Source organism: Gracilibacillus caseinilyticus, from assembly GCF_022919115.1.
Lineage (GTDB): Bacteria > Bacillota > Bacilli > Bacillales > Amphibacillaceae > Gracilibacillus > Gracilibacillus caseinilyticus.
Genome location: NZ_CP095072.1, coordinates 2,701,156 through 2,713,594, shown reverse-complemented (window position 1 = coordinate 2,713,594; position 12,439 = coordinate 2,701,156). Strand labels below are relative to the sequence as shown.

Genomic DNA, 12,439 nt, shown 5'->3' with positions numbered 1-12,439 from the left:
TGTATAAAGCTAACTATAATACGGATTATGTAAAGTGGAGGTATTACAATTTGGTGATTTTGACATATGTGTGTAGCAAAGCTTCGGAAATATGCTCCGCGTCCTGTTGGGGCGGCCTCAACTTCCTCGGAAAGAAACCCGCTTTCCTGCGGGATTTTCGGATACGACTGATCCCACGGGAGTCTCCGCATATTTCCTACGCTTAAGGGAAGTTCTACAACGTAAGGAACAGCTAAAAGCAGCAGTGCTATGCATAACGTATTTGAGAATGTAAGCAGCTATTATAGATAGTTACATGAGGATAGGAATCAATATACTACTTCATACATTAGTTGTACAATCTATACAGTAGCGTAGGCCAACCACGTAGACTCCCGCGGGACGTGCAGGTGCTGAAGATCCACTTTGTGAAGTGCCTTTCTTCACAAAGTTAGCTTCAGCCGTACCCCGCAGGACGCGAAGTGGTTGGCCGGAGCGGTATCAAAGCAGATGAAACAATTCAAAATGACCACTATGCAGCTAGTTTACATAATCCGTATTATGAGAACTCCTTGTTCAAATCTTGATTTTATTTCACTTCTGGAATTTCTCTTAATGAACGTTATTTTTGGCTTACAAAAAAGGAACGGTTCTTTCGAATAATAACGAAAGAACCGTTCCTTTCTCTTCATTTATTAAAATTCTCGTATCCAGACTGTCATTTCGTTCTCTCCGCGGTTACTCCATGCATAGTAAGGAATTGCGGTTATGCTTCTATCTGTGACCGGATATCGTTGCGTCGAATACAAGTTATTTTCAACTGATTTTCTTACCGTTTGTACAGCATTTCCGATTATCACATTGACGCCTTCTAATAATTCCGGTTCATACTGTACGGTAAAGGGCTCATCTGTCTTTAACTGTATATCCTGGAGATTTGAACCATTATCGTTTTCTTCTAAACAGTAAATAACTGGCCCTCGCTGTAATACTACTTTTCCAGCATTATTACGAACATCAGGATGTGCTCGGACTACTTCTACTGGCATCTCAAATAATAATTCAACAGAATCTCCATCCTCCCATTCTCTTGTTATGCTGGCATATCCCTTGTTAACAGGTACCGTCTCTTCTTTGCCATTCACGACGATTTTAGCATTTCTGCACCAGCCTGGAATTCGGGGGGATAAGGTGAATGTTGTGGGTTTCTCAGTTGAAATGGTAAAAGTAACTCTCCCATCCCACGGATATTCTGATGTTTGTTCTAAATTTACTCGCTGTCCATCCATCTCAAAGGATGTATGACCACCAATATATAAGTGGACAAATATCCCTTTATCATTCGTTGAATAAATATATTCACCAAGTGATGCTAATAGTCTTGCAATATTCGGTGGACAGCATGCACAGCCAAACCATTGCTGTCTCGTTGTTTTGACTGTTTGCATATCATGGCGGCAGTTTGCTGTATGTGGCCAGACCTCCAGTGGATTCACATAGAAATATCCTTTACCATCTAATGATATGCCACTCAATGCCCCATTGTATAATGCTCGCTCTAGAATATCAGTGTATTGATGGTCTGCTTCGATTTGCACCATGCGATGCGCCCACATGATCAAAGCAATAGAAGCACATGTCTCGGTATAGGCACGGTCATTAGGCAGATCATAATCTACTGTAAAACGCTCTTCATGAGAAGAGGAACCGATTCCTCCGGTTACATACATCCGCTTGTTGACGGTATTGTCCCATAAGACTCGACACACTTCCAATAACTCTTCATCTTCCAATTCATTAGCTAAATCGACCATACCACTGTATAAATAAGTTGCCCTTACGGCATGACCTTCTGCTGTAGTTTGCTCTCTTACCGGTAAATGAGCTTGATAATAATCATAATTTCGATCATCTAATTTTTTAACGACACCTTTTTGCTCTAATTCTTGATTATAATAATGAACAGGATTTCGCTGCCCTCTTTCCTCGATAAAATATTGACACAAATCTAGGTATTTTTGATCTTTTGTTGTGTTATACAGTTTCATTAACGCTAGTTCAATCTCTGGATGTCCCGGGTATCCGTTCTTTTGATTCGGTCGATTCCCTAATACTGCAGAGATATGGTCGACTAATTTACTGACTATCTCAATAATTTGTTTCTTACCTGTCGCATTGTAATAAGCCACGGCCGCTTCAATCAAGTGACCAGCACAATACAATTCATGTGCCTCTTTTAAATCCGTCCATTTCTTGTCTGGCTCATTGACAGAAAAATAAGTATGAAGGTAACCATCATCCTCCTGCGCTTCCTTTATCAATTCAATGACGTCATCCATTATGTTTTCCCAGTGAGGATCACGATCAATTTGCAAAGAGAAAGCAACTGTCTCCATCCATTTATACAAATCACTATCCTGGAAGACCATGCCATAGTGTGTACCTTGTTTACGATCTGCAGCCATTTCGAAATTTCCAATAGTTCGGCTCGGTTCTGCTCCTGGAATACGATCATTTAAAGCATCCCATTGATAAGGAATGATAGAATTCTTCACAAGTTGTTGCCATGGGCCCCAAAATGGATCATGAATCGATACATCCTTTAATGGGATTGGCTTCATTTTAGATAAGGTCTGTTCTTTCGTTCTCATAAACTCCCACTCCCTTTACTGATTTACATGAAGATGATAGATCCTATTTGTTTTTGCTTACAACATTTTAGCATTGTTCATGCATCACGTAAGTAGCGAGATCCAAACAAAATGTGGACTTTTTTGACTGGATAAAATAAAAGCTGATCATGCTGAATTTTCCATTTAAACTGTTCAGTTAGGTGCTATAAAAGGTATAATGAAACAAAGAATCGGAGAGTGAGGTCTACTATAAATGACGTTTATTAAACTAGATATTGAAACACCTGTTAACTATATATCAGGTGGACTATTTGAAACCGATCAACACTGGGCTCATAAGAGGAGGACAATCAATAACTACGAAATGATCATTGGCGTTAACGAAACACTGTTTATTGAACAAGACGGAACGCAGTATGAAGTTCAACCAGGAGATGTCCTGTTTTTGTATCCAGATAAAGTTCATAATGGCTATAAGATTTGCAATAAACACATTTCATTTTATTGGTTTCATTTTGAATGTGATAATATTTCGACTGCATGCACCATAAACGATGATATGGTCTTGCACATTCGTACCAATCCAGAAGCGAGCAGAAAAATAAAAAGTATTTATTTCCCGAAATTTTCATCGTTGATGTTTGCCGATCGTCTCAACATTTTGGCCAATCAATTACTGGACGTGGATAATTCCAACTACTACTCACGTATGAGCGTCAATTATTTAATGACTGCGCTATTGATCGAGTTTTCCGAACAGACTTTTGTTCACTCTTCTATACATGAATCCGCTTTCAATGAAAATGATATTAATATTAATCATATTTTAGAATGGGCACGTATTCATGCATTTAACGGCATTACCGTTTCTACTGTAGCTGACAGATTCAGTTACAACAAGGAATACCTGTCACGTTATTTCAAGAAAAAAACCGGGAAAACACTGCAATCCTATATTCATGCATTACGGATTTCCAAAGCGAAGGATTTACTTATAGGTACACGCCAAAACATTAAAGTGATAGCAGAAAGTGTGGGAATTGAAGATGAGAAATACTTCATGCGGTTATTTAAGAAACACGAGAAAATAACACCTACTGAATACCGGAAGGCGTTTGGTAAGACGCGATTGAACCTGGATTGAAATACTTGTTTTCGTTACATTCAAAGTCTTTTTTTATGGATAATTTATCCAATAGGTAATAAATTATTCACAAACGTTATCTACTAAACTTTAAATTCTCTTCTATCACTTCTCAATTGAACCGGGATATATGATTCACTTTATTGCTAGATTACCTGACATCATCTAGATATTTTGTATGAACTTGGCTGATAAGTATACCTTCTCTCATCATCTCATGATAGAATAAATGCAATTTTATATGATGAGAGGGGAAATGACAGATGAAAAGAAGTGCTTTATCGAGGTTATTATTTACTAGTGTAGTAGTTTTACTTTCGATTCTGTTTTATGCACCTAATGTGTTCGCACAATCTAATGATCTTTCCGATTGGGATGTCGAGCGTTATGGTGACCGGATTGATATTGATGGAAAATTAAACAAGCTATCTAAAAACGAAAATTTTATCAATGAAGCGGAACAGAAACTGAAAAAGCAAGCGAGACAGCTCCCTGCATCTGAGAAAGCCGCCACTACACAAACTGCTTCAGACGCCAAATTCACCTATGACGGTGGTACTAAATACTTCTTAAATCGCAACCTATCATTAAAAACCTATACATTACGCAGTGTCGGTGACAACGTCGAAATCTGGGTTGCTGACGATTTATCTTTCCCTGAAGGCGATACAAGGCCAGCCCATGTTGTCACACAATCACAAGTGGATAAACTGCGAGACGAATTTGATAGTAATATTTATCCCAAAAACACATCATTTTTTGGTATGCCTGATACGTTAGATGGCAGTAATGCAACTTTACCAGAAATGGTCGGGCTGCCTGATAATTACTATGAAGGCAGTGATAAAACAATCATTCTCGTCGATAACATCCAGGATGACAATTATGAAGACCCGGAGTATCCTTTTTTCGTTGCAGGTTTCTTCTGGCAAACGATCGAAAATTATATTGATCGAAATATCGTAACGATAGACAGCTCCAACTGGGAGACCCGCTTAGAATCTACTTTTTTTGCAACGACGATTCATGAGCTGCAGCATTTAATCCATGCTGATAATGATGGTGCCGAAGAGTCATGGTTAAATGAAGGAATGTCCACTTTTTCTGAATACTTAGGTGGCTACGGACATGACGCAGGCTCGATTAACTTTTACTTAGACCATCCAGAAAATTCATTAGTAAACTGGGATGAACACGTGTCTGCAGAGACTGGTCCAGAAACAATTGCAGACTATGGACAAGTCTATCTTTTTACATTATTTATGAATGAACAATTTGGTCAGGAATTCATTCGTGATTTGGCCAAGAATACTTCACAAGGTCTAACAAGTGTAAACGAAGTACTAAAAGCATACGGATCAAGAAAGGATTTCACAGATGTCTATCAGGACTTTATCACGACACTCGCAATAGACGACGACAAATATAATTTTGCAAGTATTGATCTGCGCAATCTCCCAGTCGATGATGAAGGAACACCTCGTGGCATTACAGTCGATTATGAGAAAGCTTTAACTTATGAAAAAGATGGTGTGCCTGCATGGGGTGGTGATTTCAAAACGTTAGACTTCGATGAGAAGATTGACACGATTCATTTTGATGGGGTTGATTTTCGTTCCACACCTTGGACCTCTGTCGATGATCCTTTAGGTTCTGAAGAGAAAGTGCTTTGGGGTGGCAAAGCGGATGAAGCGGACAATGAGCTTATTTTTGAAGCAGATCTCACCTCACTGTCAACCGCTACACTGCAATTTGACCAACTTATTGATATCGAAGAACAATGGGATTTTGGTGTTGTGCAAGTTTCGACGGATGACGGTGAAACGTGGGAAAGCTTAGCAAATGAAAACACTAGAAGTGATGTAGTAGAAGAAGGATATCCTAAAATCAAAGAGAACGTGCCTGGTTTTACCGGACATTCTGAAAACTGGCAGCAGGAATCCTTTGATTTATCCGCCTATTCTGGTCAGGAGATTCTGATCTCCTTCCGTTACCTCACAGATTGGGGAACAACAAATAATGGCTGGTACATTGATAATATTGCAATTCCAGAAATAGACTACTATCAGGACGGAGCTTCGACAGATCCTTTCACGTCATTCCAAGAACTAACGGAGACTTACGTAAACTACACTGTGACATTTATTAATGAACGGGAATTGAAGAACAAGAAAAAATATAAAGTCATTACTGTCGATCCGTTTAATGTGACAGATGAGAACGCATTACAATTACGACAATTATTTAAAAAAGGAACCAATCGGATGATTACATCGTATGCAGCTCCTGCTGATGATAAGAATCCTGTACCATTTACGTATGAGGTTGAGTTGAAGAAGAAAGGGCATTAGAAAAACTCGGCATTCGCCTCGTCTATTAGCGAGTGCCGAGGTTTTTCTTATACTTGGTACACTTTAAATTTTCACTACGTCGAACTGCTTCTTCGCTAAAATTTTATGCTTTCCTAACGTATAAAAAAATAATCGTTACAATGCTACACCCCAAAAACGAATTTTGGGGTGTAGCTTGTTTATAGAACGGCTTAGAAAGATACGGGCAAACTAGATAAACCTTGTGCAGCCAACTTAAATTGCCACTGTACCTCTTCTCTTGGAATATTTAATTTGATATGTGGCATTCTTCTTAATAATGTAGTAAAAGCAAGATCTCCTTCTATTCTTGCAAGCGGCGCCCCTAAACACATATGAACACCTTGTCCAAAAGCAAGATGACGCTTGAGATCGCGTGTCACATCCAAGTCTTCCGAATCTGAAAAGACATTTTCATCACGATTTGCTGATTTCAGTAGTGGAAAAAGTATATCGCCTTTTTTAATTTGCTGTCCTCCTAATTCCGTATCCTTTCTGGCATAACGCGGACCAGCAGTTGTAGATGGACCATGATATCGCAATAATTCCTCCACAGCATTTGGAACCAGGCCAGGATCGTCTTTAAGCAAATTTAATTGTTCCGGATGATCCAGCAGCATTAATGTTCCGGTAGAGATTAAATTAGAAGTAGTCTCATGACCTGCAAAGATTAATAGTTGAACCATTGAAAGAAGTTCATTTTCAGTTAATTTATCTCCCTCTTCTTCTATCGCTATCAATTCACTGATTAAGTCATCACTAGGATGACGGCGCTTCTCATCTATAAGCTGTTTAAAGTATTCACCAAATGCTTCCAAGCTTTTTGCAACGTCTTCGTCTACTCTCCCTACACCAAGTCCATTCGCAATCGCTTCTGACCAATGATAAATTTTTTCACGTTGGGATTCAGGCACTCCGATCATGATTGATATAACATTGATTGGCAATTTATAAGCATAATCCACTACTATATCCATTTCACCCTTATCTTGTACTTGATCGAGTAAATCATCAGCTATTTTCTGTACACTTGGACGTAAACTTTCCATATATTTTGGAGTAAATGCTCTCGATACTAATTGTCGTAATCGTCGATGATCCGGCTCATCTAATGCATTTAAAGAGTTTGAAAGAAATAAATTAGAGCTTACCTCCTCCGAACTATTGATTAACGATTTTTTTGTATCACTGCTTTTTTCAATTGTAGCAGGATCCACACAGAAAGTTGCTTGATCTTTCAATACTTGCTTGGCCTGTTCCATATGTGACACAATCCATGTTTGATGATCAGGATCACCCATCGGCATCGGTATTGGCCGGACAGATCCATTGTTTCGTAAATCTTCAAAAACAGCGAAAGGATCCCTATTAATTTTACCACCTAGTACACCTAAAACTTCTTGTTCCGGTGTTATTTGTTTTGATTCCATTACATTCATCCTCTCAGAAAGTATTCAATGGTACCCTTTGTTTCAAACGTTCCATTTCCATTTTAACAACTTTGGATGAACGACATAAGGTACAAAAGACCACATCCATTTGTCATCATTACCTGCTTTTTGCGGATGAATTGGGTTAATTAGAAGCGACCATTAATCCGTTTCACTAAGTGACATTCGATAAAGTTTATCATCATTCTCATCAGGACTACCTCGGCCATCTGTTTTATTACTGATAAAATAAAGTGAATCTCCTTCGATCAACACATCCCGAATTCTTCCTAACCCGCTCACTACTTGACGATGCTCCTCCGTTTCAAGATCAAACTCTAAAACAGCTTCTCCTCGTAATGCACCGACGTACAATTTTTGTTGATAAAAATCGATACCAGATGGAGCCCAGGTTGTATCAGTTCCGGAAGTAAATAAAGGAGAAACCATACCTTCCTGCTCCTGATGACCTTCTATCATTGGCCATCCATAATTGTTCCCTTTTTCTATTAGATTTACTTCATCATTGGCATTATTCCCATGTTCACTGGCATAGAAAGTACCTGAAGACGACCAGGTCATACCTTGTGGGTTTCGGTGTCCATAGCTATATACATAGGAATTAGAAAATGGGTTATCACTTGGAACATTGCCGTCAAGATTCAATCGTAATATCTTACCACCCAGCGATTCCTGGTCTTGCGCAATATCTTCTTGACTGGCATCACCTGCAGTTGCATACAGTTTTCCATCCGGTCCAATCTTTAAGCGACCGCCATGGTGATACGAACCACTTGGGATCTTATCAAGAAGTAAGTCTTCTTCTATCCAAGCATTATCTTGTAGGCGAAGTGTGACAATGCGATTAAATTGGCCAGTACTGTCCTCATAAGTATAATACGCATAAGCCAGATTTGTTTCTGAGAAATCAGGATCCAGTACAAATCCTAACAAACCCGATTCTGACGCTGTCGCAATTTCTTTATTCAGCTCAACACTTTGCCGTTCCACTTCCCCATTTTCTATTTTCACAATATTTCCGGGTCTTTCCGTCAAATAAAAAGTATCTTGAGATTTTTCAATCGACCATGGGACTTCAAGGTTTTCTGCCACTACTTCAACATCCTTGTTTTCCTCTTCCCCACTATTTTGCTGTACATTGTCTGAGCACCCTGTTATAACAACTATCACCATGACAAAAATGAAGGTGAAATGCTTCAAATTGATCCGCTCCTTCCTTTTTAAATTTAATGTAACAAAAAACAGATTGGGAATCACTTCAAAAGCAGACTAACTATGTAATTTTTTCAATTTTTTACTTATTTCTTCAGGTTATGTTGAAAAAGATGAAACCTGATCGATTACACAGTCGTAATATATATAGAAGGCACAAAACAGGAGGATACTTCATGTTCGATCAATATGATGAAATATCAGTGCAGCGAGATACCCGGATCCAATTCCGAGGTAGACTATACTCCATCCAGACTAATCAGACCATAATAGGAACCATCGAAGAAACTCAATCATCAGCAAAAAACGCCGGTAATCAATTATTAAAACTTCTTTCTTTACATAGTGTAATTAGCTTAGAATTCACGGTCCGGGATGCAAATAAAGAGGTCCTAGGTATGGTGAAGAAAGGGAAAGGATTCAGTTATGACCTTGCCCTTTACTCAACCCTTGGAGATCAACTAGCAACAATTAAGTCGGAGGTAAAATGGAAATCACCTTCCATGACAGTAATTGATCAGAATAATAATAAGATATTACATGCCGTTGGCGGATACGGAGGAACCGATTTCAAGATCACAGATTGCTCATCGAATCAGCCGATTTCCTCAATTAGAAGACGTTCTTTTGTTTATGCATCCATTAAAGAAAATCTGTTGAACGATGACGCTTATTTCCTGTACAAGACCAACTTAGATTTTCTAACCACCCTATCTTTGATTGCTATGACTATCGCTATCGATATTTATTATTTTTCCAATTAAAAGGGAGAGTGCGCATTGAAAACACGACGGAACAAAACAAAAACGAAAAGAAGTCAAATAAAGAATGAGCCATACTCGTTTTGGGAATTTTTGTTTGATATATTGATTTTGATTCCTGAAATTATCTTTCTACCTTTTCGTATTATCTTCTGGTTGTTTAGAGGCGCAGGAAAAATAATTGGGAACTTATTTGAAATTATTTAACGTTTTTTATTAATCAAAAGAAATAGCCACGGAGTTCTTCTCTTTATACTAAATTGCTGTTTTGTTATCATACTTCTATTTGTATCTACATGTTTTCCTGCTTGAGCCTCTACATGATCAATTACTTTAGGAAGCTGTTATCAACACCAACATTCACCACAGATATAACTAACGATTGTAACGTAACAAATCACATCCTGATACTATCATATTTTCTTTCAAAATTATCTGAAGCATAGAGCCAATCAATAAGTGATTAGCTCTTTACTAGAAGTGTTATGCTTTTCTTTTTTTTATCCGACCTATCCCTAGCTCTTTCGCTTCCTCCCGTAAAGCCTTCAATAAACTGATCGCCATTAACGCTATAATGATGGAAAATGGCAACGCAGCTATAATCATCATGTTCTCTAACGCTTGAAGCCCCCCCGTGTATAACAAAACTAACGCTATTGCAGAGAGCAATATCCCCCAAGTGAATTTTATTTTATTACCAGGAGAGTGCGAACCATTGGTTGTCATCATCCCTAATACATAGGTTCCTGAATCTGCAGATGTGATAAAAAATGATCCGATTAAAATCATTGCTGTAATCGACATTAACAATGACATTGGGTAATGGGAGAACACCCCAAATAACGATTCTTCAGCAGTAAGGCTTGATATATCTGCAATACCATTGTGTTCAAGTGATATGGCGGAACCACCAAAGGTCGAGAACCATAAGAAAACGACGAGAGAAGGTACCAGAAGAACAAAGAATACGAACTCCCTTATACTTCTTCCTTTAGAAACGCGAGCAATAAAGATTCCTACAAACGGTGCCCAAGCAATCCACCAAGCCCAATAAAAAATTGTCCATCCATTAATCCAGCCACGAATGTCTTCATTTAATGGTGCTATTCGAAAGCTCATCTGCGGCAAGGTTTGAATATAGGAACCAAGCGTATTGGTAAATAAGTTTAGAATGAAAAGTGTCGGACCAAATATGAACATAAGCAGAAAAAGCGCACCTGCCAAAATCATATTGGCATTACTTAAAATTTTTATACCTTTTCCTAAGCCAGACCACGCAGATATCAAAAATAAAACGGTAACGATCGCAATAATAATAAATTGGATCCAAATCGTTGCAGGAACGTCAAAAAGATACTTCAAACCACCATTGATTTGTACGGCACCGAACCCGAGTGAAGTCGCGACACCAAGCACAGTCGCTAATACCGAAAAGATATCAACTGCTTTTCCAGTGACTCCATTTATCTTATCTCCCAAGATTGGCTGTAATGTCGCACTTATCAATCCAAGCTTTTTATGTCTAAAATGAAAATAAGCAATAGCAAGAGCGACGATGGCATAAATAGCCCAAGCATGAATTCCCCAATGGAAAAAAGTAAATCGAAGTGCATCCTTTATGGCTTGATCGGTACCTACTTCACCCGTCGGAGAACTAATTGCATAGTGGCTAATCGGTTCTGATGTGCCATAAAATACAAGTCCAATCCCCATACCAGCACTAAATAACATCGCAATCCAAGTCGGTCTGGAAAACTCCGGCTTTTGATCTTGACTTCCGAGCCTGATACGCCCAATAGGTGAGATAAGTAAATATAGACAAACGACCAGCACGATAGCAACCAGAATTAAATAATACCACCCAAACGCGTCTGAAAAGAAGGTTTGAATGTTTAACGTGATTTCATCTAATGTTTTAGGTATTACTGCCCCGGCAATAACGAGTAAAAGGAGTATAGATAATGATATGTAAAATACGATATAACGTTGTTTCATTTGATTTCCTCCTGCGGTTTCTAACGTTATTTAGTAGTATTGTCTTTTTTATTTAGATAATGTAAGGAGTAAATAAAAGACAATACTTCCCTTATTTACTTTGTCGTGCTATATTTTGGGGTTATCTATTTAGTGTTATAGAAGATGGTCCTTACCATGCAGACGATTTAAGAAACTAACTGCTTGGTAAGGATTAAACAATGAAAAAGGAGCTTTAACTAATTTCCTCTTCTCTCTTCAGATGGTTCTTCATCAAGATCGGGTTCTTCTTCATCCATGTTATTGGGAGTATCGGTCTCATTTGGTTCCCTTATATTTCGAGGATCAGTATCCATATCTTGCCCTCTATTGTTTATATTGTTATTTTCATCATATTTAGTGGGCTCGTAGTTTACATCTTCCGGTTGTTCATTCATTTGATTATCGTTATTCATTGCACATGCTGATAAAACACCAATTGAAATCGCAATGGACGATAGTAAAGTGATGATTTTCTTCATGATTTAACCTCCATTTAGTTCTAATGATTTGAAACAATTTTAGTTTTATTCATTTCTACATTTTTTAATCCGATGTTGATGAGAAATGATTTCCACACATGCTTTTATATTTTCTCCACAAAATATAAAAGGCTTTAAGAGCCAAGTTTAGGAGGGGATAATAATGAGAAATATTCAATGGTTACCTGTTCTTGGATCAATTGGGATAGGTGTTGCAGCCTACAACATGATGAATAGTCAAAGACAAGGAAGACAAATTCAAAAATTAATTACTAATGCAACAGATATGACAAATCAAGAGCAACGATAATTATACAAAAAAACGACCTACATGAAGTTTTAGTAGGTCGTTTTTTATAATAATATCCAATGTTGTTCTACTATTTACTTAGTAA

10 protein-coding genes are annotated in these 12,439 nt (G+C 38.1%); 5 read left to right on the top strand and 5 right to left on the bottom strand.

What is annotated here, in order from left to right:
- Positions 1-674 precede the first annotated feature (674 nt).
- The gene (locus MUN88_RS12790; RefSeq protein ID WP_244715622.1) at positions 675-2,630 is read right to left on the bottom strand and encodes a glycoside hydrolase family 127 protein; all 1,956 of its coding nucleotides are present in this window, start codon (positions 2,628-2,630) and stop codon (positions 675-677) included.
- Between the two features lie 235 nt (positions 2,631-2,865).
- On the opposite strand from MUN88_RS12790, the gene MUN88_RS12785 reads away from it, so the two are divergent.
- The gene (locus MUN88_RS12785) at positions 2,866-3,756 is read left to right on the top strand and encodes an AraC family transcriptional regulator (protein WP_244715620.1); all 891 of its coding nucleotides are present in this window, start codon (positions 2,866-2,868) and stop codon (positions 3,754-3,756) included.
- Between the two features lie 263 nt (positions 3,757-4,019).
- Complete coding sequence (locus tag MUN88_RS12780; protein WP_244715618.1) at positions 4,020-6,107, top strand: choice-of-anchor J domain-containing protein; 2,088 nt, start codon at positions 4,020-4,022, stop codon at positions 6,105-6,107.
- 191 nt (positions 6,108-6,298) lie between these two features.
- Here MUN88_RS12780 and MUN88_RS12775 read toward each other — a convergent pair whose 3' ends face one another.
- Positions 6,299-7,555: a cytochrome P450 family protein gene (locus MUN88_RS12775; RefSeq protein ID WP_244715616.1), complete on the bottom strand. Its 1,257-nt coding sequence runs from the start codon at positions 7,553-7,555 to the stop codon at positions 6,299-6,301.
- 162 nt (positions 7,556-7,717) lie between these two features.
- The gene (locus tag MUN88_RS12770; protein ID WP_369809884.1) at positions 7,718-8,776 is read right to left on the bottom strand and encodes a PQQ-dependent sugar dehydrogenase; all 1,059 of its coding nucleotides are present in this window, start codon (positions 8,774-8,776) and stop codon (positions 7,718-7,720) included.
- A gap of 188 nt (positions 8,777-8,964) precedes the next feature.
- Between MUN88_RS12770 and MUN88_RS12765 the strand changes: the two genes are divergently transcribed.
- Both MUN88_RS12765 and MUN88_RS12760 read left to right on the top strand, forming a co-directional pair.
- A complete protein-coding gene (locus MUN88_RS12765; protein WP_244715614.1) occupies positions 8,965-9,552 on the top strand; it encodes a hypothetical protein in 588 nt (195 codons plus the stop codon).
- A gap of 15 nt (positions 9,553-9,567) precedes the next feature.
- A complete protein-coding gene (locus tag MUN88_RS12760; RefSeq protein ID WP_244715612.1) occupies positions 9,568-9,756 on the top strand; it encodes a hypothetical protein in 189 nt (62 codons plus the stop codon).
- A gap of 276 nt (positions 9,757-10,032) precedes the next feature.
- On the opposite strand, the gene MUN88_RS12755 is transcribed toward MUN88_RS12760, so the two are convergent.
- Positions 10,033-11,544: a glycine betaine uptake BCCT transporter gene (locus MUN88_RS12755; protein ID WP_244715610.1), complete on the bottom strand. Its 1,512-nt coding sequence runs from the start codon at positions 11,542-11,544 to the stop codon at positions 10,033-10,035.
- A gap of 218 nt (positions 11,545-11,762) precedes the next feature.
- Positions 11,763-12,044 carry a hypothetical protein gene (locus tag MUN88_RS12750; protein ID WP_244715608.1) on the bottom strand — a complete coding sequence of 94 codons (282 nt, stop codon included), beginning with the start codon at positions 12,042-12,044 and terminating at the stop codon, positions 11,763-11,765.
- Between the two features lie 163 nt (positions 12,045-12,207).
- Between MUN88_RS12750 and MUN88_RS12745 the strand changes: the two genes are divergently transcribed.
- Positions 12,208-12,354, top strand: a complete 147-nt coding sequence (locus MUN88_RS12745) for a hypothetical protein (RefSeq protein ID WP_244715606.1) — start codon at positions 12,208-12,210, stop codon at positions 12,352-12,354.
- Positions 12,355-12,439: the final 85 nt, after the last annotated feature.

What these genes read in the sequence shown, in the direction of transcription:
- MUN88_RS12790 (WP_244715622.1), bottom strand. Translation starts at nt 2,630, where the DNA reads ATGAGAACGAAAGAACAGACCTTATCTAAAATGAAGCCAATCCCATTA.
- MUN88_RS12785 (WP_244715620.1), top strand. Translation starts at nt 2,866, where the DNA reads ATGACGTTTATTAAACTAGATATTGAAACACCTGTTAACTATATATCA.
- MUN88_RS12780 (WP_244715618.1), top strand. Translation starts at nt 4,020, where the DNA reads ATGAAAAGAAGTGCTTTATCGAGGTTATTATTTACTAGTGTAGTAGTT.
- MUN88_RS12775 (WP_244715616.1), bottom strand. Translation starts at nt 7,555, where the DNA reads ATGGAATCAAAACAAATAACACCGGAACAAGAAGTTTTAGGTGTACTA.
- MUN88_RS12765 (WP_244715614.1), top strand. Translation starts at nt 8,965, where the DNA reads ATGTTCGATCAATATGATGAAATATCAGTGCAGCGAGATACCCGGATC.
- MUN88_RS12755 (WP_244715610.1), bottom strand. Translation starts at nt 11,544, where the DNA reads ATGAAACAACGTTATATCGTATTTTACATATCATTATCTATACTCCTT.
- MUN88_RS12750 (WP_244715608.1), bottom strand. Translation starts at nt 12,044, where the DNA reads ATGAAGAAAATCATCACTTTACTATCGTCCATTGCGATTTCAATTGGT.
- MUN88_RS12745 (WP_244715606.1), top strand. Translation starts at nt 12,208, where the DNA reads ATGAGAAATATTCAATGGTTACCTGTTCTTGGATCAATTGGGATAGGT.